22 protein-coding genes are annotated in these 26,222 nt (G+C 41.4%); 4 read left to right on the top strand and 18 right to left on the bottom strand.

The window, feature by feature from the left end; genetic code table 11:
- Positions 1-30: 30 nt before the first annotated feature.
- The 8 genes from IGI78_RS04465 to IGI78_RS04430 form a co-directional block, all read right to left on the bottom strand.
- Complete coding sequence (locus IGI78_RS04465; protein ID WP_195265996.1) at positions 31-975, bottom strand: tocopherol cyclase family protein; 945 nt, start codon at positions 973-975, stop codon at positions 31-33.
- 117 nt (positions 976-1,092) lie between these two features.
- Positions 1,093-1,926: a hypothetical protein gene (locus tag IGI78_RS04460; RefSeq protein ID WP_081118392.1), complete on the bottom strand. Its 834-nt coding sequence runs from the start codon at positions 1,924-1,926 to the stop codon at positions 1,093-1,095.
- A gap of 6 nt (positions 1,927-1,932) precedes the next feature.
- Positions 1,933-2,250, bottom strand: coding sequence for a PadR family transcriptional regulator (locus tag IGI78_RS04455; RefSeq protein WP_008377296.1), 318 nt, complete (start codon positions 2,248-2,250; stop codon positions 1,933-1,935).
- A gap of 156 nt (positions 2,251-2,406) precedes the next feature.
- A complete protein-coding gene (locus IGI78_RS04450; protein WP_016610590.1) occupies positions 2,407-3,111 on the bottom strand; it encodes a DeoR/GlpR family DNA-binding transcription regulator in 705 nt (234 codons plus the stop codon).
- Between the two features lie 67 nt (positions 3,112-3,178).
- Positions 3,179-4,045 carry a ketose-bisphosphate aldolase gene (locus IGI78_RS04445; RefSeq protein ID WP_195265997.1) on the bottom strand — a complete coding sequence of 289 codons (867 nt, stop codon included), beginning with the start codon at positions 4,043-4,045 and terminating at the stop codon, positions 3,179-3,181.
- Between the two features lie 53 nt (positions 4,046-4,098).
- The gene (locus IGI78_RS04440) at positions 4,099-5,502 is read right to left on the bottom strand and encodes a PTS fructose transporter subunit IIC (protein ID WP_430618532.1); all 1,404 of its coding nucleotides are present in this window, start codon (positions 5,500-5,502) and stop codon (positions 4,099-4,101) included.
- On the bottom strand, positions 5,499-5,981 hold the full coding sequence (locus IGI78_RS04435) for a PTS sugar transporter subunit IIA (protein WP_288362756.1): 483 nt from the start codon (positions 5,979-5,981) through the stop codon (positions 5,499-5,501). Before IGI78_RS04435 ends, IGI78_RS04440 begins: the two co-directional genes overlap by 4 nt.
- 318 nt (positions 5,982-6,299) lie before the next feature.
- A complete protein-coding gene (locus IGI78_RS04430) occupies positions 6,300-7,337 on the bottom strand; it encodes an NADH:flavin oxidoreductase/NADH oxidase (RefSeq protein WP_081118387.1) in 1,038 nt (345 codons plus the stop codon).
- Between the two features lie 263 nt (positions 7,338-7,600).
- Between IGI78_RS04430 and IGI78_RS04425 the strand changes: the two genes are divergently transcribed.
- Complete coding sequence (locus IGI78_RS04425) at positions 7,601-9,739, top strand: HelD family protein (protein WP_195266000.1); 2,139 nt, start codon at positions 7,601-7,603, stop codon at positions 9,737-9,739.
- 142 nt (positions 9,740-9,881) lie between these two features.
- On the opposite strand, the gene IGI78_RS04420 is transcribed toward IGI78_RS04425, so the two are convergent.
- A complete protein-coding gene (locus IGI78_RS04420; protein WP_223080545.1) occupies positions 9,882-11,258 on the bottom strand; it encodes a CHAP domain-containing protein in 1,377 nt (458 codons plus the stop codon).
- 391 nt (positions 11,259-11,649) lie between these two features.
- On the opposite strand from IGI78_RS04420, the gene IGI78_RS04415 reads away from it, so the two are divergent.
- Positions 11,650-13,050 (top strand): metallophosphoesterase, encoded by a 1,401-nt coding sequence (locus tag IGI78_RS04415; RefSeq protein ID WP_195266001.1) that lies wholly within the window; start codon positions 11,650-11,652, stop codon positions 13,048-13,050.
- Positions 13,051-13,499: 449 nt separating this feature from the next.
- Here the strand turns inward: IGI78_RS04415 and IGI78_RS04410 are convergent, their stop codons facing one another.
- From IGI78_RS04410 to IGI78_RS04390, 5 genes are all read right to left on the bottom strand, one after another.
- On the bottom strand, positions 13,500-13,853 hold the full coding sequence (locus IGI78_RS04410) for a nuclear transport factor 2 family protein (protein WP_081118384.1): 354 nt from the start codon (positions 13,851-13,853) through the stop codon (positions 13,500-13,502).
- Positions 13,854-14,439: 586 nt separating this feature from the next.
- Entirely contained in the window at positions 14,440-14,640 is a 201-nt protein-coding gene (locus IGI78_RS04405; RefSeq protein ID WP_005225331.1) for a cold-shock protein, read from the bottom strand.
- Positions 14,641-14,887: 247 nt separating this feature from the next.
- A complete protein-coding gene (locus tag IGI78_RS04400; protein WP_140965693.1) occupies positions 14,888-16,348 on the bottom strand; it encodes a glycoside hydrolase family 1 protein in 1,461 nt (486 codons plus the stop codon).
- 1 nt (position 16,349) lies between these two features.
- Complete coding sequence (locus tag IGI78_RS04395; protein WP_195266002.1) at positions 16,350-17,792, bottom strand: family 1 glycosylhydrolase; 1,443 nt, start codon at positions 17,790-17,792, stop codon at positions 16,350-16,352.
- The gene (locus IGI78_RS04390; protein WP_195266004.1) at positions 17,789-19,660 is read right to left on the bottom strand and encodes a beta-glucoside-specific PTS transporter subunit IIABC; all 1,872 of its coding nucleotides are present in this window, start codon (positions 19,658-19,660) and stop codon (positions 17,789-17,791) included. The genes IGI78_RS04395 and IGI78_RS04390 overlap by 4 nt, the downstream gene beginning before the upstream one ends.
- Before the next feature lie 107 nt (positions 19,661-19,767).
- Between IGI78_RS04390 and IGI78_RS04385 the strand changes: the two genes are divergently transcribed.
- Both IGI78_RS04385 and IGI78_RS04380 read left to right on the top strand, forming a co-directional pair.
- On the top strand, positions 19,768-20,577 hold the full coding sequence (locus IGI78_RS04385; protein ID WP_086293137.1) for a MurR/RpiR family transcriptional regulator: 810 nt from the start codon (positions 19,768-19,770) through the stop codon (positions 20,575-20,577).
- Between the two features lie 245 nt (positions 20,578-20,822).
- The gene (locus tag IGI78_RS04380) at positions 20,823-21,407 is read left to right on the top strand and encodes a polymer-forming cytoskeletal protein (RefSeq protein ID WP_010747631.1); all 585 of its coding nucleotides are present in this window, start codon (positions 20,823-20,825) and stop codon (positions 21,405-21,407) included.
- Positions 21,408-21,600: 193 nt separating this feature from the next.
- Here the strand turns inward: IGI78_RS04380 and IGI78_RS04375 are convergent, their stop codons facing one another.
- The 4 genes from IGI78_RS04375 to IGI78_RS04360 all read right to left on the bottom strand — a co-directional run bounded on the left by IGI78_RS04375 (position 21,601) and on the right by IGI78_RS04360 (position 26,169).
- The gene (locus IGI78_RS04375; protein ID WP_195266006.1) at positions 21,601-23,265 is read right to left on the bottom strand and encodes a peptide ABC transporter substrate-binding protein; all 1,665 of its coding nucleotides are present in this window, start codon (positions 23,263-23,265) and stop codon (positions 21,601-21,603) included.
- Between the two features lie 228 nt (positions 23,266-23,493).
- Entirely contained in the window at positions 23,494-24,441 is a 948-nt protein-coding gene (locus IGI78_RS04370; protein WP_195266008.1) for a hypothetical protein, read from the bottom strand.
- Positions 24,442-24,549: 108 nt separating this feature from the next.
- Entirely contained in the window at positions 24,550-25,389 is an 840-nt protein-coding gene (locus tag IGI78_RS04365) for an HAD family hydrolase (protein ID WP_195266125.1), read from the bottom strand.
- A gap of 156 nt (positions 25,390-25,545) precedes the next feature.
- The gene (locus IGI78_RS04360) at positions 25,546-26,169 is read right to left on the bottom strand and encodes a GNAT family N-acetyltransferase (RefSeq protein ID WP_086293145.1); all 624 of its coding nucleotides are present in this window, start codon (positions 26,167-26,169) and stop codon (positions 25,546-25,548) included.
- Positions 26,170-26,222 lie beyond the last annotated feature (53 nt).

Here is a 26,222-nt window from a genome sequence, read left to right as displayed (position 1 = left end):
TATCAAAAGAAACCAATTTTTCTGCATTTTTTAATAGTGAAATCCTCGCAAATTCGCTACTTCTTCAAAACCAGCCGACTTCCCTGTCTGCCTTAAGATCTCTTGCCCATTTTCTAAAAGGGTCAAGGTGATTTCCGTACTGGCGCTTTCGCGAATGATCCGATTCATTTGTCCAATAGAAGGTGCTAACAACGAATGGCCTTCTTTCGTCAAAACTTCGATCGTCAGCAGCCACTGTTTTTGTTTGAGATGGATCACTAAACGGTCTTCCGTGCGTTTGACATCATGAATCTTTGCACCATGATAAGTAGCAAAACGATATTCTTGGCTGCCGACTTGCAGAACACAAATCGTTCCCAAAAAAGCAAAACCAGCAAAGGGAATGTCGGCTGCGGAGAAAAAGAACCGAACATCTGGCGCATCAAAGCTGTTGCACTGAACCCAAATATAAGCTGCTGGAAAGGAGGTTCCCCAATCTTTTTCCAAATAACCGATCCCGTTCGTAAAATCGATTGGTTCTTCGTTCCAGTACAGCGTACCTTCTAAGGTATGACTCATGCTCAAGACACCGTGGTAGCACTCCATAAATGACAGATACGAAAAAGGCCCCATGATACTCGGCGCATAACGTGTCCGCTGAATCGGTTTGTGGTCGTTATACTTTACTGACCCTTGTACTTGAAGTTCGTTATTTTTTAAAGAGACTTGGATGCCTGCTTCACTAAAGATATTGTCACCAATCGTTACTTTTCGCTCCTCTTCTGAAACCTGAAAATCAGTTTCTGGAAAGGAAAAGTAATGCGCCCCTTCGTGATTGATCACTTGAATGAACACTTCTTTGGTCCCGTCTTCTTGAATCGAAAGACCTGGAATAAAAGCATAGACTTCTTCACCGATTTGGTGCTTATGGTACCAGCCTTCAAAAAAAGCGGTCTGCTTGTCGTGGCCGTGAAAGAACCGATCTGTTGTCAACATCTTGATTTCCCTCCGTTTCTTTTTTAGTGTAGCATGAAGCAGAAAGATTCCTCAGGATAATGCTTTTGTCCATGTAAAAAAGCCAGAAACAAGCAAGACACTTGTTTCTGGCTTTGCTTATTGCTCTTTCATCACTCGACGGGTCCACCAGAGAAAAATTAGAAACCCTACAACGAGCAGTGTCAAACATCCGCCGGTCATCCAGGATGGATCACCAATGTGATAAAATGCCATGGTTTTTTGCAGGCAACCAAGCAACACAAATACCCCCAGTAGAAAAACGATCGGATAAAAAGCTTTTTCTTTGCGTGATACAACAAAAACGATTGCCGCTACCAGCAAACTGCCCACCAATACTACATCAAAAGGAAATACGATCGTCAGGAGCCACCAGTTTGGGGTCAGCAGATTGATCAACAGTGAAAGACCAATCCAGCCACTCACAACGAGCCAAAGGGAGCCGAAACGAATCACCTTGCTTGTGCCCTTCTTTTGATAGATGGTTTTGCTGATGATCGCAAAAATCCCGATGACCGCTAACACAGTTACCAATCCTGTCAAAAGATAATCCAGCAGGTTGAGAACCAGTGGCCCTTGTTTCGTAAAATCAGCTATAAACTTGATGCCCCAACTGATGCCAACCGCTAGATACGCCAATTTGAGACGCTCTTTGAGATTACTCTTTGGCGTGTTTGCCAATAGTTCATCTGCCACCCCTTTCGGATCATTGCCAAAATAGTGTTGCGCCTCTTCTCCATGAGTTTGTGCTTCTAATAAATCCATTGCAATCGCGTATACCTGCTCTGTGACTTTATGCTCATCGTAAAAAAGGCTGGAAAGTAAGAGGTAGCTTCGAAAATCATCAAAAAATTGGCGATTTTTCTCATTGAATTGTTGCTCGATCAGATTGGTTTGCTCTCGCCAATAGGTCGTCTCTTGTTTATTTGCCATGTTTCCTCACTCCTTAAATAATCCTTCGACTTTCTTCATTAGGTTCGTCCATTGTTCTCTAAATTGTGCCAAATAGTCTATGCCTTTCGGGGTGATCGAGAAATACTTGCGATCAGGTCCTTCAGGTGATTTTTTCATCTCAGAGGTAATAAGTTCTTGTTTTTCCAACTTCTGCAGCAAAGGATAGATCGTGCCGCCAACGATCGTTTCAAAGCCTCTTTGCTTCAGTTCCTGTACCAGTTCATAACCATAAATCTCTTTTTGAGCAATCACTTGCAAAACACACCCTTCCAAAACCCCTTTTAGCAATTGCGTCTCTTTCACGATTTCCCTCCTTTGGTTCCCTTTATCTAGTTTGTTATACAAACTAGTGTTGTACCTAGTATACGTATTTGTCACTAGTTTGTAAAGCATACTAGTAGTGAAAATAAAAACGGCCTTTTAAATAAGACCGTTTTTGACAAACTCGATGCTTTTTTTCTAGATGACAATATCGATATCCTCGGGTAAGAGGCTCTTGTAAAAATATACTTTATTCCGCTTTGATTCTAAAACCATTAGAATAATTTTTTCGGTGCAGTCTTTCAATACCTGTTTAAATACTGCTTCCCCTTCAGTATTCTCAGTGGCTCCTTTTTCTTCATCGTATCCCCTACAAGAGAGAAGCGCAAGATCAAAATGATAGGTCCTGAGCTGGTTGACTGCTGTAACTGAATTAACGGTAAACTTTTTGTTCGTTACCGTCCCGCCAACGATGGTCACCTCAGCAGCAGTATGTTCCGATAGTAGTGCGGCAGTTAGCACACTATTGGTTACCACTCGTAACCCATGAATTTTTTTCAGGTAAGGGATCAGGTGCAAAGCTGTGCTAGAACTGTCTACGAAAATGGTCATATCGTCCTCAATATACGTCACTGCACGTTCTGCAATTCTGCGTTTTTCTTCATCATTGACATAATTCCCCACTTTTGTCAGATAAGCCGCATCGACCTTCTCTGAATCGATCAGCATAGCACCACCTCGGGTACGTCTGATTTGTTCTTCGTTTTCCAGTTCAATCAGATCGCGTTTGACCGTAGCATCACTATAATGTAAGAATTCAACTAATTCCCCCAGAGAAGCAAATTTCGTTTCATTTAAATACATCATGATTTTCTGCTTACGCTCATCTTTTGCTTTCCCCATACATAAACTCCTTTAAAAAAAGAAATTCCCAACAATTTAATCCTGTGCCAATCAATCATTTCCTTTATTATCTCTGATAAAAACTTGCTTTGTCAACCGTATTCAGCAGTGTCAATTTATGGCGTACAACAGCTTTCACATCTTCTATTGGTTGTACATATACTTGATTTGGTTCATACATAGCAGGGTTTTCCGTCAATACGTTTCTGACTGAATCAAAAAATACGGATTTCAAATCAGAACTAAGATTTACTTTGCATACGCCATATTTTACAGACTCTCGCACTTCATGATCTGGGTTTCCTGACCCACCATGCAATACAAATGGTAAAGCAATACGATCGTTCAACTTTTTCAACAAATCGATGTTCAGTTTAGGGGTGATATTTTTTGGATACAACCCATGAGCCGTTCCGATCGCAATGGCAAGGGTGTCAATGCCGGTAGCGCGTACAAAGTCTTCGGCTTGGTCGACATCTGTGTAAATAATTTCTGCAGCTCCCCCTTCTGCGGAGCCGTTGTTCCCAATCGTACCAATTTCTGCTTCAACGCTGACACCAACCGTATGTGCCAGTTCAACAACTTCTTTCGTGATTTTTTTATTTTCTTCGTAATCGGCTAATGATGCATCGATCATCACCGAGGTATAGCCATTACGGATCGCGCGCATGACATCGTAGATTGATCCCCCGTGATCCAAATGAATAACGACTGGTACCTTACTTTTTAATGCGTACTCCCGCACTGTCGCTATGAAACAATCTCCTAAGTATTCGATCTCATCAGGATGAATTTCTAAAATGACTGGTGCATCCTGTGCCTCAACTTCTTCCATGATTGCTTTTAACATATCAAAATTGCAAATATTAAATGCTGGAACAGCAAATTTATGTTCTTTTGCTACAGCAAGTAATTCTTTCATTGTCATTAACATTGTGACATTCCTCTTTTCTTTTGATTCGTTTCGCTTCAACCTATAAATAGTTTCTAAATCAGTTTTCCTTCATCGGTTGGTTGGTGTTCCATTTCAGTTCTAGATTTTTTCAAAAACCCTAACATCAATGCTGTAACCACCGTTCCAGAAACGATTGCCACGACATACATCAACGGATTGTTCAATACATTGGGAATCGGTAAGATCCAGATACCACCATGTGGAGCTAATGAAGTTACGCCGACACCCATTGATATTGCAGCAGCGGTTGCTGAACCTGCCATCAAACTAGGTATTACTCGTAATGGGTCAGCGACAGCAAATGGAATCGCACCTTCAGTAATATAAGATAATCCCAAAACCCAGCAAGACTGAGCAGAAGTTCGTTCTTCTTGAGTAAATTTTTGCTTAAACAAGATAGAAGCCAAGGCAATGCCTAGAGGAGGTGTCATCCCGGCAGCCATACAAGCCGCAATTGGTGCATTAACTCCTGCCGACATCAAACCAATACTAAAGGTTGAAATCGATTTATTGATGGGACCGCCCATATCAGCTGCCATCATAATGCCTATCAGTAAGCCGAATACCACACCACTCGTAGAACCAAGTCCATTAAGCCAATTCGTCAAAGCATCCAATACATAAGAGATTGGTTTATCAATGAAATAAAACATGGCAAAGCCAGTCACAGCAACTGAGAGCAAAGGAACAATAATCAACTGATAGAGTGCCGCAAATGATTTTGCTACTGTTACTTTATTCGCTAAATAATCCGTAGCATACCCAGCGAGTAAACCACCAACCATTCCACCTAAAAAACCAGATCCTCCACTTGCCGCCATCGTTCCCGCAACCAAACCAGCGGCAAAGCCCGGTCTACCTGCAACGGAAGTGGCAATTCCTGCTGCAAGTGCAGGAACCATCAATGCAAAAGCCGTATTCCCACCAATCGTGCTTAAAACTTCGGCAATTTGATTGTATGAAGGATCGCTAGGATCAGCTGCATTGATCCCAAAAGCAAAACTAAACGCAATTAAAATTCCACCGGCAATAACCAAAGGCAACATGTAATTAACGCCATTCATGAAATGATTATAAATGCCAGCTTTCTTTCCAGATTCGTTTGAAGCATGTTCGGCTTGGGCAATCGTGGTCACTTCTACCCCATCAATTGCCTCTTGAATTACTTTTTCTGGTTCTCTGATTGCTCTTGCGGTTGACACTCTTTTAACTTTTTTTCCAGCAAATCGGTCGGTCTGTACTTCTTTGTCAACCGCTAAAATGACAACCTCTGCCTGTTGAATTTCTTCTGTACTCAAAATGTTTTCGACTTTTACACCTTGTGTCTCGATTTTGATTGTATATCCCAATGATTTTGCCGTTTTTTCCAGTTTTTCAGCAGCCATATACGTATGCGCAATTCCAGTCGGACAAGCAGAAATACCGACAATTTTCATACAGGTTCCCTCTTTTCTGATTGATTTGATTGAATATTATTAATAATATCTGAGGCGTCTTTTGCCTTCTTTACTGCATTTCGAAATCCTTCGTGCATCAACAATCGTGCGAGATTGCTTAAGATGATTAAATGATCGTCAGTACTCTTTTCAGGTACTGCGATGACAAAAGAATAGGTGACTGCCGTTCCGTCAATTGCTTGATAATCAGTAATTGGACTCGACTTTACGAAGGCGATTGCAGGCCTTAGTACTGCCTTACTTTTTGCATGAGGAATACCAAAATGATCTTCAATCCCAGTAGAGGTTTGTTTCTCGCGACGAAATAAATCGTTTTTGTACTTCTTTATATTACTGATAACTCCTGAGGACTCGAATAAAACAGATGCTTGAGCAAACAATTCTTCTTTTGTCCGAATTTGCTCATCAAATAAAATGAATCGTTCATTAATCAGTTGACCGATATCCAATTTCAACACCTCCATTTTTTGTAATCGTTTTCGAAAACTTGCCTAAACTATACCATCGTGAACTAAACAGTTCAATACTATGAGCTATTTAATGCAAATAGACGAAAAAAAGTGGAATACGTTCATAAAAATGATCTATAAAAGTCAAAAAAAGAACAAAGAACGACAAATCATCGTCCATTGTTCTCTTATTTCGATTAATACCTAACCTATACTAAAAAATTTTTAAAAGAAGAACCGTAAGTAAATCTCTACTTTTCTTCCATTCCCGATCTCTACACTTACAAGTCATTCTTTCGAATCAACGCTCATGTAATAAAACATATATCAACGTTTCACCCCACGTTGATAGGAATCATTGTACGCTTGAAAGGACTTATCGTGAAGTTTAGCCGCTGCATCTGCCAACCAGTTGACATTTCTGATCAACGCGCGGCCTTGTAAAACCAAATCCACTTGATTGGTTTGCAAAAGATATTCGCAAAGATCAGGATTATCCAATAAACCGACTGCTGCTACGGGAATATCAACCACTTGCTTGATAGCTGCAGCAAAGGGCACTTGGTAGCCATCATAGATCGGAATATTAGGCTTTTTATCCACCACACCGCCTGTGGAACAGTCAAGACAATCAATGCCATCTGCTTGAAGCCATTGGGCTACTTGCTGCCAATCTTCCAACGAATTTTGGCGACCTGGTTCTTCATAGTCTGTCAATGACAAGCGCATCCACAAGGACCCAGAAAAGACCATCCGAACTGCTTGTACCGTTTCTTTTACAAAGCGATAGCGATTCTCTAAAGAACCACCATACTGGTCGGTGCGTTGATTGACGAAAGGCGAAAGAAATTGGTCCATCAAGTAGCCATGAGCCCCATGAAGTTCGATCATCGTGACACCCGCATTGGCTGCTCGTTGGGCAGCCTGAACAAAACTATCTTGCACCCGTTTGATCTCCGACAGGGTCATTTCTGACGGTAACGGGTAGCGTTCGTTAAAGGCAACGGCACTTGGTGCCAAAGGATTGCTGGCATCAACTGCTTTTCGTCCTGCATGGCTTAGTTGGATGCCTACTTGCGCATCGAACCCATGCAGCAGTTCCACCAATTTCGTCAGCTCTGTTTGCTGTTCTTCATTCCATAGCCCTAGATCATTGTTTGTGATTCGTCCGTCTGGTTCAACGGCAGTCGCTTCAATAATGATCAAGCCGACTTTGCTTAATGCTCGCGCCCCATAGTGAACAAAATGAAAGGGTTCCGCAACACCGTCTTCTTTTTTTACTTCATACATACACATCGGCGACATAACGACGCGGTTGGCCAATGTTAAATTCGCTAGCTTCACTGGTGACAATAGTTTGGACATGTTGACACTCCCTCAACGATTTTTCGCTTTGTATTTTTCTCTATATTCAGTATAAACAGCCCCTTCAAAAACACAAGCAATGACCCTTTTTCCCATTTTTAAAACAAAAAAATAGACGCATTCTGCTTGCTCCCATGACATTGGAACAATCAGCTGCCTCTTCCCACTATTATTATACCGCATCCAGAGTCAAAAAAATAGACTAGTATTTTTGGTGAATGCTCGTATAATTGAGATACTTTGGAGAATGGATGTGAGTCTGAATGAACGACCTAAAGGCTGAAAAGAAGCGTCTCGCAGACACGTACCAGCAATTGCTGACACGAAAGACAGTGCTGAGCAGTTTCTTGACTGAAGACAGAAAAAAAGATCGCCTTGCGATGCAAAGCATCGGCGAAGAGATTCGCTTAAACTTTGATAATTTTGCTGACCGCCTAGATACTTTTGCTGCCATCGAAAGTAAGAACCGTGAGATCGACCAAATGAACGCCGCTCTTCAATCTGCTGAACGTGAATTAGCTGCCATCGACCGTCTACTAGATAGTCCCTACTTTGGTAAAATCTCCCTACAGTTTGAAGATGAAGAAACGATAGAAGATTTTTACATTGGGATCAATGGTTTTGTTAATGAAAATAAGGAAGGGCTGATCTATGATTGGCGCTCCCCAATTGCCGAATTGTTCTATGCCAAACGCTTGGGCCCGGTCTCTTATCAAGTGAACAATCAGAAGATTTCTGCCGCTCTTGAACATCGCCGACAATTTATTATCGAAAAAGATCACTTGAAGCAAGCCTTTGATACCTCAGTGGCGATTCAAGATGAAGTGTTACTGGCAGCCCTTGAAGCCAATAATAGCCCAAAAATGCAAGATATCACTGCTTCGATCCAACACGAACAAAACGTCATCATCCGTGACTTAGCGCATAAAAACCTACTGGTCAACGGTGTTGCTGGAAGCGGAAAAACGTCTGCTGTCATGCAGCGGATTGCCTTTTTGCTGTACCATTTTCGTGAAGAGATGACCGCAGAGAATGTCTTGATTCTCTCCCCGAATTCTCGGTTTATTGATTATATTTCGCAAGTGCTGCCTTCCCTCGGGGAAAAAAATCCATTGACGCTGACCATGCGGCAGTTTTGCCAAACATTTCCTAGCGTTGACTTAGAATCGGAAGAGGCTTATTTTGACCGCATCCAGCAAGCCCCCTGTGAAGCAATCGACCTTTTGCGCAGCGCGGACTTCAGTCGCTTTCTTCAATCCTTGAGCAAACAGCTGCCAGAAGAACTTGTGCTTCAGTTTAAACCAATCAAAAGAAAAAATGTCGTCCTTTTTTCTGAAGAAACGATCGAGACTTTCTTTCAAGAGACACCGAAGCAGGCATCCTTGCGCGATCGCATCCAAGCAGTCAAAAAGAAATTGGCTTACGCTTGGGAGGAACGACTGCAAAAAAATGCCTTAGCAGCGAATGTTCACGACCAAGTTCGTTCTTTGACTGAAGACGAACAGCGCTCCCTATTAGGGACAGTTTTAAAGGATGATTCAGAAAAAACAATTCAGAAAGCAGCCATTCGCCTCCTGAAGAAAAAATACGCAACGATTTCCAAACAAATCAAAGACCTTAATTGGTTTGATACGAAACGATTGTTAGCAGACAGTGCCGACTATTTTACTCATGGACAGATCACTTTGACACAAACAACAGCTAGTTTGGATTATACCGTTTGTCTATTGCTGATTCGTCATTTGCTTGCCGAAAAACAACCTGTCCCTGCGTTGCGCTATCTGTTTATTGATGAAGTCCAAGATTATACGCCAGCACAAATTCAGTTTCTATTATGTCTTTTTCCTATGACCGCTTTTACCCTCGTGGGGGATCAGCAACAGGCGATCTTTACAAGTGCCATCACCGTATCAGAAATCCAAACGTTGTTTCAACAACAGGCGAAATCCCTCGAAACGTATCAGCTGACTACGAGTTATCGGTCTAGCGGTGCAATCACACAGTTATTTGCCCAAATGCTGCCAAAAGAAACCAATTTAAACATCTCTGCCGTTCGACCAGCAGGAAAGTTGCCACAGTTTTATGCCAATCTGACTGACGTTGCCTTGGTAGACATAGTAAAGGAACTTAAGCAGCCAGTAACGATCATCACCAAAGATAGTCGATCTAGTGAGGAGCTCAAACAGTTCTTCGATAAACAGGCCGTGTCATTTCATGGAACGGTTTTACCGATTCATCTTGCCAAAGGATTGGAATTTAAGCAGGTTCTTTTATATGATGTTTCAGAAGAAAATTATCATACCGATCAAGATAGACGGATTCTCTATACGGCGATTTCTCGGGCAATGGAAGAACTGGTGGTAACTTCAAAAGGAACCTTTTCGCCGTTTCTCACTCCTTGAATAGTAGCTTGATTAGATTTGAGAGAACCCTATCTTGTTTCTCCGGGTAGTTCTCTCACCTAACTGATCAAGAAGTGAAAAAGCTATCGATCAAATAAAAAAGCATCAACGCGATTGCGTTGATGCTTTGCTTTTGATTTGATTAGCGATGGATGTAAGTATATCCAGATGCGCTCAATGTTGCAGTGTTTGGTCCACCAGGACTGTCAAAGCCCATTCCGCCTTGAGAGATCGTGATCGTATTGTTTGATGGGTTGTATGATTCAACATAGGCTACGTGACCATAAGTTGGATCAGCAGTCCAAACGCCACCAACTGATTGACCAGCGGCAAAGACTACAACGGCACCGGCTGCTGGTGTACCATTGACAGTGTATCCATCAGCTGCAGCTGACGCACCCCATTGTGCACCATTCCCCCAGTAAGTACCTACCCAAGGAGCACGGCTTTTCACGTACCAAGTACATTGACCCCAAGCATACATGTTCCCTGAGCTTGAATGATCTTTTCCGCCGCCAGTAGAAGTACTTCCGGTAGAATCATTGTTTGATGAAGAATTTGAACCTGAGTTATTTGAACTTGAATTGCTTGAACCAGTGTTTGAAGAGCCTGCGTTCGATGAACTTGAGCTATTAGAACTGCTGGTATTGCTGCTTGAGCTTGTGTTGCTTGAAGAACTACTTGTTGCTGTTTCAGTAGAAGCAGTTGTATTCTCTGTTGTGCTCTCCGTTGATTGAGCAGCAGCTTCTTGCGCTTCTTTCAAAGCAGCGGCTTGTCTTTCTTCTTCTGCTTTTTGAGCAGCAGCAGCTTCTTGTTGTTCTTTCAAGACACGGGCTTTTTCAGCTTCTGCTTCTTGTTTTTTCTTGTTCAATGCATCTTTGTCTTTTTCAGCAGTTGCTTGTTCAGCTGCTAAGTTTGCTTTCAAGACATTTAAATCAGCTTGTTTTGCTGCAATGGCATCTTTTTGTTGGCTAAGTTCTGCTTGGTTTGCAGCAACTTCTTGGATCTTGCTTTCGTTTTCTTTGACTTTGTCTTCAACATCTTGTTTGTCTTGTTTTTGTTGTTCAACTAAATCATTGTTCGCATTGACGATCGTTGTCATCGCTTGTACGCGACCGATAACATCCGTTAAAGAGTCTGCTTCTAAAACAGCATCAATGAAATTGGTGCTTTGACCGTTAACTTGTACATCACGGGCTTGCTTTTGGATTGCTTCTTCACGTTTGGCAATACGCAATTTCAATGTTGCGATTTTGTCTTGCAATTTCTCAGCTTCTTGACCTAACTCAACTTGTTTTGCTTCTAATGAAGCAACTTTTGCACTCACTGTTTCAATTTCTGCTTCTAGAGAATCGATCTGTGATTGGGCGTCAGCTTGCTGACCTTTAAGAGAATTGATTTTTTGGTCTTGCTGCTCGATTTGATCATCAATGGAATCTGCAAATGCTAATGCAGGTGCTGCAACTGCGGTTAATGTTAGTGAACACACCATTAATGCTGATAACAAACTATTCTTCACTCGTTTTTCCTCCGACTAGCTGGTTGATTTGACAGATGAACTGCCTTTCTAAAAACTTAATTTTGTCTAAGAAAGTTTAATGTTCGATTTAACGACAAATGAATTCTACCATAATGATATGACACACAGATAAAGGAAATGTTACAAAAATGTTTCAATCTAACACTCCCTTTATCTCAGCGATAAATAACAGGACAATTAAAGACCGTTAAATCAACGTTTCTGAATAAATCACCGCGTTTCTTTTTCATTTTCAAAAAGTGACGTTCTTTCCATTTTAGTTATTTTTACCCTATAAAAACACCTAATTAATAGCATTTATAGTTTTTTCGGAATTATCTTAAAAGAAAAACTATGAAACCAAGAAATCATTCAAAAAAAGACCATTTATGTGACAAGATCCCTATTCCTTTCTATAATAAATAAAACAAGCGAGGAGGGAATCGCGATTCGTACACACAAAAAATGGTTTTGGCCATTGGCACTTCTTACACTTTTAGTCACCTGTTTCCTGTTATTCTTTCAATTTCGTAAGGTGCATGAAGCCGATACTCCATTGCAACAGGCAAGCAACAGTGAGTTTTGGCTCTTAAGTGATATTCATTTTCTTTCCTCCACGCTTCATGATAATGGCGAAGCCTTTCAGACCTTCACACAAGGAGCTGCTGGCAAAGAGATGACGTATCAAGAACAATCAATCGAGGCCTTCACCGCTCAAGCCTTAAAAGAGAAACCCACGGGAATTATTTTGACTGGTGATATGACGCTCAATGGCGAGAAAGCAAGTGCTCAAGAGTTGGCAAGATTGCTTGCACCATTGCAAGAAGCTGACATTATGGTTTTCGCATTACCTGGCAACCACGAGATTTACAATGGTTGGGCGCGAGCATTTCAAGGTGAAAAGGAATACTATGCCGATCAAATCAGTCCTGAGGATTTTCAAACGATTTTTGCTGAAGGTTACGAAAAAGCCAACAGTATCGACAAGTCTTCCCTTAGCTACAGCATTCAGTTAAATGACAAGTATCGCCTCTTTTTGCTCGATTCATGTATCTACGATTCTGAGGTTAATTGGGATGATCCTACAACGAATGGTGAGTTGAAACCAGCTACTCTAACTTGGTTGGAGGAGCAATTAACCCTGACAAAAGAAGCAGAGCAAGTACCACTGGTCTTTTTACACCATAACTTGTTCAGTCATAATGAGTTGTTACAAGACGGTTATGTTCTCGACAATGCCTCCGAAACTGTCACTTTGTTGGACCGTTTCAACGTGCCAGCCGTTTTCTCTGGTCATATCCACATTCAAGACATTAACGAAGGGAATGATTCGCTTTATGAAGCAGTCACTGGGTCTTATTCAACAGCAGAATTAGGCTACGGCGTCCTTTCTCTTTCTGAAAAGGAAATCGACTATGAAGCTCGTCAAATTGATCTCGATGCTTGGGCGGCTGAAACGAAGCAAACTGATGAACAGTTGCTGGACTATCAAAACTACCAGAAGAGTGTTTTTGAAAATGATACCGACCAACTGGTTCGCGACCAATTGTCCGCCGTGTCTGAACTGTCAGATACCCAGATCACACAACTTTGCACGTTTGTCACGAAGCTGAACACTGCCCTTTTTACTGGCAATGATACTTACTCAGCCGAGAAAATAGCTGCCATCAAAGATTCCGAGGAGTATCAGTGGTTAGCGACCTATTCTTACTTTTTGAAGCAATATGTCGATTCAATGCTGGACGATCAAACCGATGATCGCAAGCTGACGATCCCCCTCACAGCAGAATAAAGCCAAAAAGTGTCTTCTTCCTTTCTTTTAGGAAAAAGACACTTTTTCTTTTCTAATGAACGATAGCCCTCTCGTTTGGGTAAACGAGAAGGCTATCTGACGAGTCAATATTTATTCTTTGAAAGTGCAGCATACTATTACTACTATTATTTATTTCTCATTTAAACGATACAATCCCTAACCTCTATTGTATCCTTGTAACTCTGAAGTTACGCCAGGTTTGAATAAATTTCTTCAAAACAAGTAACGTGTGGTACAAAAATATTTGTCGCTTATCAATAACTATACCATGAGACAGAGTGCAAATGGAAGAAAACGTACTTATTCTTAAACATTACTTAAACAAAAAGCTTTGTTTTCATACAGTGTTGCCCTTTAAGAATTTTACGTGAAGCGATTAACCTTCCTGTCATGCATATCTGCTAACCATTCGTATAAAGGAATTCCTTTTATTCAATAGGTAAGTCGTGCTGTTTTAAAAAAGATAATTTATCCCAGTAGCCTCTTTGAAATAAAATTTTATCATTTACTATTTGAAAAAAACCGCAGCCTCTCAAACCTAAAGGGTCACGCCACTCTAAAATTGCCCATTGTCCATCTTCGAAAATATTCTCCACGATACAAACCATTTTTGCGTTAGAAAAATCTTGCTCAAACATCTGCTTTATCGCTTCTTTCCCAATAACTGGCTCATTGGCAACCTGATGATTGATTGCATTGTCATCATATAATTCTGAAATACTTTCTACATCTGCCTGATTAAACGCATCAACCCATTGGCAAAGTATTTCTTTTGGCTTCATATAAATCCCCCTCGAAATGTAATCATCTTTGTTCCAATCGCAATAAAAAAAGTAGCTAATTTGTATCAATATATTCTACTTTTACAATTCATTCAAGACAATATCGATGAAACGAATAAGAATGATCGATCTTTCACATCGATTACTCTTGTATAAGTACGGGGGACCATATATTGAATCGTGGCATTTTCCATTGTACCTGTTTCTTTATTCCATTCAAATGAGACATGCCATTTGAATCACGAGCGATCATTGCTTTTATTGATAGCGATGTTCCTAAACCTATTCAATCACTTTTTCATTTACTTTGAACGGCATTTATTTATTGAATACGGTATAGCGCCCTCTTTCTCTTTTCCTCTTTTGATACGCTTATCATCGAATGAGAAATCATGGGTAAGATTAACACAACGCTTAGGGCTAGTTGAATAGTGAAATCAAAGATGTACTATTTACCATGTCAGGTACTCAAAACCTGCAACTATTCTCTTGTAGCAGGTCATCAAAACCCGATCCATTTCAATATTTATATAAAATAAAACAAAAAAAAGCGAGAACCCAATGGATTCTCGCTTGTTAACGTCAATTAACCTTTAACGATGTTTGTTGCTTGTAAGCCACGTTGGCCTTCTTCAACGTCGAAAGTCACTGCTTGACCTTCTTCTAAAGTTTTGAAGCCGTCGCCTTGGATAGCTGAGAAGTGAGCAAATACATCATTGCCGTCTTCACCTGTAATAAATCCAAAACCTTTATCTGCATTAAACCATTTTACTGTACCGTTATTCATAAACGTATACCTCCATATTACACATCGACTGTGTTTATTTGTTTGTAATAGAAAATGATGTGTAATTGAAGTGTGTATCAATAGAAAAGATAAACAAGTATTAACATATCAGAACTTTACCTATTCATCATAGCACGGTTAAAATAAAATAGCAAATAAAGTTGGGCTTTTTTCTTGATAAAAAGCGAAATTGTTAAGAAACCTTATGATTAAGCCTAGCAATTGCTTTATCTGGAAGAATCAAAAATCAAAGAGTTGCGCCGTTTGAAGCAATTACTTTTTTGTACCAATCAAATGACGCTTTCTTGATGCGTTTCTTTGTGCCATTGCCTTCATCGTCTTGGTCGACATAGATAAAACCATAGCGTTTCGACATTTGTGAGGTCGAAGCACTGATGATATCGATGCAGCCCCATGCCGTATAGCCAAAGACCTCGACGCCATCATGCAATGCTTCATTGATTTGTTCAATATGCTGACGCAGATAGTCGATTCGATAAAAATCATCGATCGTGCCATCTTCGTTTACGACATCCTCTGCTCCCAAACCGTTTTCGGCAATAAACAAAGGTTTTTGGTAGCGGTCATAGAGTTGATTCAATGCGGTTCGCAACCCTTTGGGATCGATCTGCCAGCCCCATTTACTGCTTGGCAAATAGGGGTTTTTGATCCCACCAGTAATCAAATTCCCGACAGCACTTTCCAATCGTTCTGGATGCGCGCTGACTGCACTGGACATATAGTAACTAAAGGAAACAAAATCCACAGGGTTTTCCCGGATGACTTCTAAGTCTCCTGGTTCGATCACCAATTCCACTCCTTTTTCTTCAAACATGCGGTTGGCATATGCTGGATAATAGCCTCTTGCCTGCACATCACTGAAAAAGAGTGAGGTTCGTTGACTTTCGACTGTTTTTTGAACATCGTCTGGATCACAGCTGTACGGCGTTAATAATTGATAGCTGATCATACAGCCGACCTTGGCATCCGGAATCAATCGATGGCAATAGTCAGTCACGATTGCGCTGGCGACAAATTGATGGTGCGCCCCTTGGTACTTGTCTTGTTCAATATTAGGATGACCTTCTTCAATGATCCCGACACTAACATATGGATGGTGTTTGACACAATTGATTTCATTAAAAGTCACCCAGTATTTGACTTTCTTTTGGTATCGCTCAATCACCGTCTTGGCAAAACGAACGTAAAAGTCGATCACTTGCCGATTCGGCCATCCTCCATACTCAGTCACTAAATACAATGGCATTTCATAATGGGATAGTGATACTACTGGTTCGATCCCATACTTCAAACACTCATCAAAGACTGCGTCGTAAAATGCCAATCCAGCTTCGTTTGGGTCTACCTCATCCCCCTTTGGAAAGATCCGTGTCCAGGCAATTGACATCCGATAGGCTTTGAAGCCCATCTCAGCAAATAAACGAATATCTTCTTTAAAGTGATGATAAAAATCGATGCCCTGTCTTTTCGGATAGTATTTCGTGCTGTTTGGATCCTGTGCTTCTGCAACTTGCTGATGAGTCATCATATGCCATTGGTCAGTCCATCGTTCTTTCGGCATTGAGGAATCGAATAGATAGACATCAGAAACCGACAAGCCTTTTCCATCGATTCCAGAACCTCCTTCAACTTGGTTGGCAGCTGTTGCTCCCCCCCAGAGGAAATCTTTTGGAAAATAACTTTTCATTTTACTTGCCGCCTTTCAAAAATGATTCGTACGCCAACGCTTCCCCATTCGTGGCGATCACTTGCTGATAATACGCAAAACTAGCTTTTTTCTTGCGGGAAAGATCTCCGCTACCATCATTTTGCTTATCGACATAGATAAAGCCGTATCGTTTTTCCATCTCTCCTGTCCCCGCAGAAACGATATCGATCGGTCCCCACCATGTATAGCCTAGAATCGTTGCGCCATCTTTGATCGATTCCGCCATTGCTTCTATATGGTCTTTCAAATAGGCCATCCGTTCTTCATCGACGATCGATCCATCTTCCTTGACAACATCCTTTAAACCAATTCCGTTTTCAACGATAAATAATGGTTTTTGATAACGATCAGTCAATTCGCTGCAAACATAGCGTAATGCCAACGGATCGATCGGCCATCCCCAAGCAGTTTCTTTTAGGTAAGGATTCTTTTTCCCCAATAATCCGCCAGTATTGCCTAAAATTTTCATGCCCGTTTCATGCAATGAGCTGCGGTAAAAACTAAAGCCTAAATAATCGCAGGTTCCCGCTTTAATGATCGCTAGATCTTCTTCTGTAATGTCCAGCAACAGATGATTATCCATAACGATGCGGTCGAAGTATTCAGGATACGCTCCTCGCAATTGCACATCACTATAGAACAAGGAACGACGGCGCAGTTGATACGATTCAAAAACATCTTGCGGGTTGCACGTTGCAGGATAAATCGGACTCAGTGACAGCATACAGCCAATCTGATTGTTTTCATCTACTGCCTTCCCATTCAGAACTGCTTTGGCACTTGCAACAAACATATTATGACTCGCTTGATAAAGTGCCTGTAATTTTTCTTCTTCAGTCTCGAAAGAAAACACATCGATACCTGCTGCGAGTAACGGGATCGTATGGGTATGGTTGATTTCATTGAAAGTCATCCAATATTTTACTTTCCCTTTGTAGCGTGTGAAAACCACTTTTGTATACCGATCAAAAAAATCGATCAGTGCACGATTTTGCCAACCACCATATTTCGTTACCAAATGCAGTGGTGTCTCAAAGTGAGCTAACGTAACAACTGGTTGGATTCCTTTTTCATTCAAGGCATCAAATAAATCATCATAAAATTGTAAACCTGCTTCATTGGGTTCCGTTTCATCCCCATTCGGAAAAATGCGACTCCAAGCAATTGAGGTACGCAGACACTTCAAGCCCATTTCCGCAAACAGTTCAATGTCTTCTGGGTACCGATGATAAAAGTCGATGGCTTCATGGCTCGGATAAAAATTGTCCTCCTCAAGCTGCAGTGAAACTTGCTCAATACGTTTTTCACCAACTGGTAAAATATCTGCTACACTTAATCCTTTTCCTCCTTCCAAATAAGCTCCTTCGGCTTGATTTGCGGCGATTGCGCCGCCCCATAGGAAATTTTTTGGAAATACACTCATGAAATCGCTCCTTTTAATAAATCATTTGCTACCAATGCGGTAACGTCTTTTTTCGCTTGATCCACAACTGTCAATGCATCTTCTTTAATCACACTGGTAAAAACCAACATGGTTGTCGGATCATATCCTTTTTCAATAATTTTTGCTAAATCAAAGGTGCCAATTTTTTGCCCCTTCACGACTTGATCCCCTTGTTTCACCGAAATCTCAAACACGCCTTTTGCTAAATCAACCGTGTCTAAGCCGATATGAACCAACACTTCCGTCCCAGCAGCTGATTGGATCCCAAAAGCATGTCCAGTTGGAAACACTGTCACAACCGTACCAGTAAGTGGCGCATAAATATCGCCGGCTGATGGATAAACGGCTAATCCATCCCCCATTGCTCGAGAAGAAAATACTTCATCTTTGACATCATCAAGCGTGATCGCTTCACCAGCAACTGGTGTCATCACTTGCAGCCCTGCACCTTCTTCTAAAACAGGTTCTAGCGTCTCTTCAAATCCTAATACATAGGTCAAAATAGCAGTACCGAAGAACGCAAAGACAATGCCGATCAAATAGTACACAAAGGTGTCCCCAAAGAAAGCTGGCAATGTCGTCAATGCTGGGAAAACATAGACGATGGCCTTGGTTTGCATCATGCCCATAAACGCACCAGCAAGGGCACCAACGATGGTTTGAGCAATCAACGGCTTTTTAAATTTTACCGAAAGTCCATAGACGATTGGCTCTGTAATTCCTCCAAGTAATGCTGGAAGCAAAGAAGATAGCGCCAGGCCTTTGGTTTCTTTTCTGCGAGAGCGTAAAAACACACCTAAAGCAACACCAGCACTCGCAAATGTTGCTGCTGCAATCATCGGGCGCAGCGTATCATAGCCATATACCGCTAGGTTATTGACCATAATCGGTACAACTCCCCAATGGATCCCGATCATTACTAAGAATGTCCAACCGCCACCGATCAACAAGCCAGCCAACAGCCCGCTCTTGTCGCTGATAAAGTTCATGGCATTGCCTAAACCGTCCCCAAGCATTACACCGACCGGTCCAATGATCAAAACGGTCAAAGGCACCATGATCAAAAGAGCTACTAGTGATAGAGCAAAAATCTCGATACTCTTAGGAATGATCCGTTTGAGTAGTCGTTCCAAGTGCGAGTAGATATAGATCGAAACGATCGCTGGAATCACGGTACCCGAATACCCCATCAACACAGCTGGGATGCCAAAGAAATCGACCGTCACACCGTTTTCCGTCACCATTGCTGTAAAATTCGGCTCCAGCAACGCCCCAACGATTGCTAAAGCAATAAACATATTGACTTTGAAAATCCTCGCTGCACTGATCGCTAAAAATAAAGGCAAGAAATAAAAGACACTATTGCCAGCAGCAGCTAATATTTTATAGGTGCTTCCTTCTGCGTCCATCAAATGATAGGTCGTAAAAACAACTAGTAAAGCTTTCAACATCCCTGCCCCTGCAAGCGCAACAATGATTGGATTAAAGATCGCAGACAATACATTGAAGAATCGGATAAATACATTGCCTTGTTTTTCTGTTGATTCTTCGGCATCTCCATCACTTTCCAAAGCGTTTTGGATCGAATACTTGCTCATGATCGTTTGAAAAACATCTGCCACATGATTCCCGATCACGACTTGAAACTGGCCATTTCCTTCAATGACAGACAATACCCCATCAAGCTGCTGAATCTTATCCTTATTTTTTCGTGCCAACTCGACATCTTTCAACTTAAAACGCAATCTAGTGATGCAATGATACAGGCTAACGATATTTTGTTCCCCACCGACCTGTGCTATAATTTCACTAGCAAGTTTTGAATAATCTTTTGCCAAATGACTCACTCCCGTGTTTGATTTATAAAGCGCTTTATGGCGTTACTATAGCAGATTTTTTTCTCTCACCTGCGAAAGTTCGCAATTTGGAAACTGCTTACAAGAAAGGAAAGAAAATGGGCCTCTTAATCATTCGTTTATTGAATCTTTTAAATAATGCACCCACTGATTCCACCAACTACTATATCGGTTTGACCATGATCAACCATTATGATCAGATTCAAACTCTAAGTATTGGTGAATTCGCCGCTCTTTGCCATGTGTCAAAGTCAACCGTTTCAAAATTCGCCCGTACCTTAGGCTTTGATGACTATGGTGATTTAAAAGACAACGCAGCTTTCATCGAGAACCGCTTCAACAATCCGCTAAATTATCGCTCGAATATTTTGTCTGCTTTGGAGCAAGAAGGCGTAGACTCCTATTTTGACGCAGTGATACAAGACATCGATTATCTGCGGCATCATCTTGATCTGCCAGCCATCGAACGGGTCGCACAAGCAATTGTTTCACATAAAAATGTCTTTGCTTTTGGAATTTTATTCTCAGAATCGGCTGCTATTGATTTCCAGATCAAACTAGCTTACAACGGCAAGTTCATTCGGACCTTCCAAGACGATCTCGTACAGGAAGAAATCATCAAATCTGCCGATGAAGAATCGCTTTTTATTATTTTTACCAATTCCGGTGACTACTTGACCAAGCAACAAATTCGAAATGGAACGCCACGGAAAGATTTCTTCGATCGAACCAAAGCCAAAGTCATCGTGATCACCGCCAACCCACAGATCTCGGAACTTCCTTTTGTCCAAGAAGCAATCATCTTCCCTCATCAAACCCATTTCCAAACTCATGCCTTTATGTATCAGTTCATCATGGATTTGATCGTATCGAAGTTCAAGCAGTTGACGGATCGAAAGCGCATGTAATAATGACCCTCCATTATAGAAGAAGTGCATTTCTTCCATAATGGAGGGTTCTTTGTGAATGAGATGTCTCATTCATTCGTAAGCCTCACTCATTTATTCTTAGTTTCTTTGAAGATTTTTTAATCCTAGGCTGCTATTTATTAAATTTCTCCTCATTTATGTTTTTTGTTTCACAAACTTCACTTCGGTATGGTATAATCATTTTGTTTTTAAGAAAACTATGGGAATACAAAGGAGAAGGAAACATGAAAAAAACTAAAATCACTTTAATCGCTGCATCATTGCTTATGGGAGGCACTCTTTTAGCTGCATGTAGTTCAGATAACGACACAGCTGCAAGCTCATCATCATCAACAGCAGCTTCAACTGCTGCATCAACTGAATCATCAGATGACGTTGTTTCAACTGCTTCTATCAGTGATCAAACTTCAGTCATTGAAAAAGCATTGAGCGCAGATGGTAACTGGATCGTTGCTGTAACTGGCGACATGACATTTGATAACGATGTAACCGTTGATGGCGAATTCCACGACAAAGGTGACGACTCTGCTGATATCTACCGTAAATTTGCATTGTACTCACAAGATGAAGACCGCAACGTAACAGCTGAATACACAGTAACTGTTCCTAAATTGATCGTTAACTCAGAAAACTTCAACATCGTTCACGGTGTAATCAAAGGTGACGTTGAAGTGAATGCTAACGGCTTTGTATTGAACGGTGCAAAAGTTGAAGGTAACGTAACATTCACTTCAAAAGAATTCCAAGATTCAGCAACACTTGACGAAGATGGCGCTTCTGTAACAGGCGACGTAACAGTTAGCGAATAATCTTTCACTGGATTTCTGTGAAATAGATGAATAAAAAACGAGGTTGGCAAGTTGATCATTGATCCCTTGCCAACTTTTTTTGTTTTTTTATAAACAATTGCATCCGCTCTCATTACTAACATTGTGTAAGTAAGAACAAAGCACAAGAAAAAAACTGGCTTGCTTACGCAAAACCAGCTTCTTCTTTAGGCGCTTATTCTTCAATAACTGCCCACTTGTAATCGTATTGCGCACCGGCACCGTGAGAAACGACCCCTTTTACTTTTGGTGCACGTAAATGAGCTTCAACGTTTTGGTACACAGGGATGACCCCTTGTTGATCCATAATGATTTTCTCTGCATCCAACAAATCCTGCCAGCGGGCATCTGGATTGCCAGCGTTTGTCGTGGCAGACGATTTCACTGCTGCATCGTACTCCTCACTTGTCCAACGACCGCGGTTGTATGAATTATCGGTTACAAATAGATCTGTAAAACTGCTGGCATCCGCATAGTCAGCACCCCAACCACCCATAACGACATCAAAATCACCTGAGTTTGAACGATCAAGACGAACAGAGAAAGGTACGGGACTTAGGCTAACTTTCACCCCATCAAGCGTATCTTGAATCGCACTTTGAATATATTCAATGGCTTTTTTGGTTGAGTCTGTGTCAGAGGCCAAAATTTCAAAACTTAAAGAATCGATTCCCAAAGCCTCTTTGGCTTTTTCCCAATGTTCTTTGGCTTTTTCTTGATCGTATTCAATGACACTTTCCGCTTCATCGACAAAATCAGTATTATCAGTTGGGTTAAAGGTCATTCCTTTTGGTATCAATCCTGTGGAAGCCAATGAGCCATCACCTAAAATCGATGTCACTAATGCATCACGATCGATGGCATAAGAGATTGCTTTACGCAGATCCTCATTGCGGAATGGCGAATCTTCTTCTCGCTGATTCAACTCGATATAGGAAGTACGGGCTAATGGTTCTGACACAAATGCTTCATCATTGGCCATTTGCTGCGCCAATTCTCCTGTTAAGATGACGTCGTCCGCTTGCCCATCCTGGAATAGATTCAAGGAGGTCGATGATTCTTTTACGACACTGACATTGATCGTATCAAGTTTCACTGTATCTTTATCCCAATATTGGTCGTTCTTTTCATATGACCATTCTGTATCGGTTCCTGGACCATCAAAGCCAGCTAACACAAACGGTCCATTGTAAACGGCATTGTCGCTTGTTGAAGCATATTGATCGCCGTTGTCTTCTACGACTGCTTGGCTTTGTGGGAAGAAGGATGGAAATGCCAATAAGTATTGGAAGTATGGCGTAGGTGTCGTCAGCGTTATTTCTAATTCATAGTCACTGACTGCTTTGATCCCCAATTCTGAGGCATCTTTTTCACCTGCAGTTATCGCTTCGGCATTGGTTACGGGCGCAAATAAGTACGCATATTCAGAACCTGTTTCCGCACTTACGGTGCGTTGCCAGCCAAAGACATAATCCGCTGCTGTTACTGGTTCTCCATTTGACCATTTGGCATCTTCCCGTAATTTCAATTTATAGGTCAGACCATCTTCACTGACTTCCGCTAATTCGGCGGCACCTGCTGGTTCGGGCTTACTCTCAGCATCTAAGCGGTACAACCCTTCATACACATTATTTAAAGCACTAAAACTGATCGTATCGGTGGCTAAGGATAGATCGGCACTAGGCATTTCTTGTTGAACCACAACATTAAAAATTTGTTCGGCAGCTGCTGTCCCACTACCACTTGAACTTTCACCTGTACTTGATGTCCCTCCTGTTGAGCAACCTGCTAATACGATTCCACAAACAGCGACGACACCATATCCCCATTTTTTCTTCATCTTACCTACCCCTTATGAAAATCCAAAATTTTCAGAATTATTACAAAAATCTGAATGTAAATAAGATTTTAATAAATATTAATTATAAAAGCAAGCTATTTTTCTCATTTTATTATTATTTATTTTTTATGTTAACACTGCATGTTATTATTTATGACACAAAAACAAAAAACACAAAGCGAAAGAGATCTCGCATTGTGTTTTTTTATCTTTGGATAGAAAAGTGGATTACTCCATTTTGTAGCTTTGACGCGTCACTTTACCCTCTCGTACCGCAGCGATAATAGTTGGCACCGCCCCAATCGCCGTAAAGAGATAGACCAGACCTAAGTTCCCGTAATATTGACTCGCTTCCAAATACCCTTCACGAATTAAATCAGGTAAAATACGGAAAGCATAGAAGACATCAACGTCCGTGTAATAATTCGCTACACTGATCGACCAGTCAATACGATTCCCGACATAGACCATGATGATCATGACGATAATACTACTAATAATACCTTTTGTGCTGAGTTTTCCACCTAGTAATTCATACCCTTTGATGGCACAGATCGCCATCGCGATCCCAGACAATGCAGCAACATACCCCAGTTGTCCTAATAAAATAATTGCGCCAGCACCAATCAGTGAGCCAAGAAACGCACCCACGGTTCCAGCTAACCAATTTTCTTTTTTCTGCCCTTTTTCCCGTTCTTGCGCAAGGACTGCTTCTTGTTGTTTCTTAAAGCAAGCTTCACAGGCAATGACGGGAGCGCCGCCAATCGCATACAGCGAAACCGGCTCAGTGACCGCGCCGCAGAAGGTACAAGCATTTTGGAAACCTTTGGTCTTCAAAAAATTCGTCAACTGGTCCAACGCAGTACGTAACTTGTCCACGGTTTTCCCTGCAGTCATCGCTCCGCGTAATGTATAGGCAACTTGATATCCTTGGATCACACAGTCGATGATCTCTTTTGACTCACTTAAAACTTCTTTGACTTCTTCTTGGTTGGGAAGTTCGCCATCTTTGCTAAGTGAAAAATGGGCCACTAGCGAATAACTATTGTTATTCTCTTGAACTAAAAAAAGTTTATAACTATGATACGTTCCATAAATCACCCCGGTGGAAGTATCAACTGAGAGCCTCAACGACTCGGCAAATTTGGTCAATGTCTTCTCGATCTTCTTATTCATTTTTCTCCTTCTTTCCAACAAACACTTACCTTTTTAGGTATAGCTAAAAGTTTAAGGAGAGTAGAAATGAAAGTCAATCAATTTGTTCAAAAAACCTAGTTTTTTTATCTATTCTGTGACAAATCGCCGCAACGCATCAGCAACCCCATGGTCTGTACTGCTAGTCGTCACAAAATCAGCTTTTGCTTTGACCAATTCGGGCGCATTCTCCATCGCAACACCAATACCAGCTGAAGCAATCATTGGCAGGTCGTTAAAATCATCGCCGATCGCTAAGGTTTGCGCCAGCGGCACTTGAAAATAGGCCGCCAATTCATTTAGCGCCTTATCTTTTCCCACAGCTTGATGAGTGACTTCCAAATAATTCTCTTTGGATAAGTAAAAGGCGCTTTCTAAAAATCCAGCGTTCTGGCAGGCAGCATGAAGCGCTTGGATTTCTGCTGTTGTGCCGATCAAAAGAAACTTATGAACCTCAAAAGCTTCTTGTGCCAACAGTTGTTCTAATGAAGTTTCTACAGGAGTCTCTTTGGTGATCGCCGCTTCTGCTCGTGCCCATTGGTCCACTCTTTCGCAATACCACTGATCACCAGAGTAGACATTGATGGAAACACCAGGAAAATCAGCTTTGATGCGCGCAACCAAAGTTTTTGCTTCTGCTTTTTTGACCTCATGACTGAAAATCGGTACCAGTGTGCCCTGTTGATCGTATCGTCCAATCAGGGCACCGTTGTAACAAGCCAAGGGCCAGTCTTCTATCCCTAACTCTTGAGCTATCGGTAGCATTCCTTTCGGGGAGCGAGCGGAAGCCAAAACAAAAGGAATCGCTTGCTGCTTCAATCGTTTGATTTCTTCAATCAAATCCAGATCGATTTGATGCTTATGATCCAAGATCGTCCCATCAATATCACTTAAAATAAACCCTATCTGCTTTTTTTCCAAATAAACCATCCTTTCCCATTCCCCATCCTTTTTACGAAAGCGGATCGAGCCATCGCTTTCGACCAAAATAAGCGCCGTTTCCATAAAACGAAAACAGCTTCCTTGACCTTCTTTGCTTCCAGTTTACCATACTAGCCAATGAAAAAAGAGTGCATCGCTGCACTCTTAGGAAGTATAGATATAAAACTCGATTTCCTTCTTAATCGGTTTTTTGATCCAGCGTTTCACAGCAGCTGCCCGCTTCAAGCCCATATGCTCATAAAAACCGTAATTACAGGTGGTATCGGTATAAAGGAAAAACGGAGCCGTTTTTTCCTGCTGGACCATCGCTAAAAAGGAAGTAAAGAGCTGCTTGCCTACACCCAATCCTTGTGTTTTGGGACTAACGGCAAACAAACCAACTTCGGTCTGAAAAGGAGTTTGTAAATCTTTCAACATCGCTTGATTTAACTCAGCCACCTCTTTGGCATAATGCAACAGCGTGTTTCTCCCTTCTTTCGTAAGCAGTAAGCAGCCAGCATGCCAAATCGTTTTCCCCCAATAGTGCATTGGATGAAGCTTCTTCCCTCTTTTACTGTCTGCTAATAAGATACCGACAGCTTCACCATTTAAAAGAGCCACACGTGAATAGGTCGCACGGGCAAGTTCATAACACAAAAAGACATGAGCAAAGTGCTTGGCGGTCATCTTGTCAAATTGCTTGTCGTAGTTCCAGCTATCAATAATTACTTGCACAAGCGCAGACAGATCTTCTCGTTTAAATGGTCGATATGTTACTTGTTTATTCATTCTATCTTCCTCCCAGTAGTTGACTATCCTTAGTATAAAGTTTACAGTAACTG

Source organism: Enterococcus sp. DIV1767, assembly GCF_050542585.1.
GTDB classification, from domain to species: Bacteria; Bacillota; Bacilli; order Lactobacillales; family Enterococcaceae; genus Enterococcus_D; species Enterococcus_D innesii.
The sequence above is the reverse complement of the archived record's forward strand: the minus strand, read 5'-3'. Positions and strand labels throughout refer to the sequence as shown.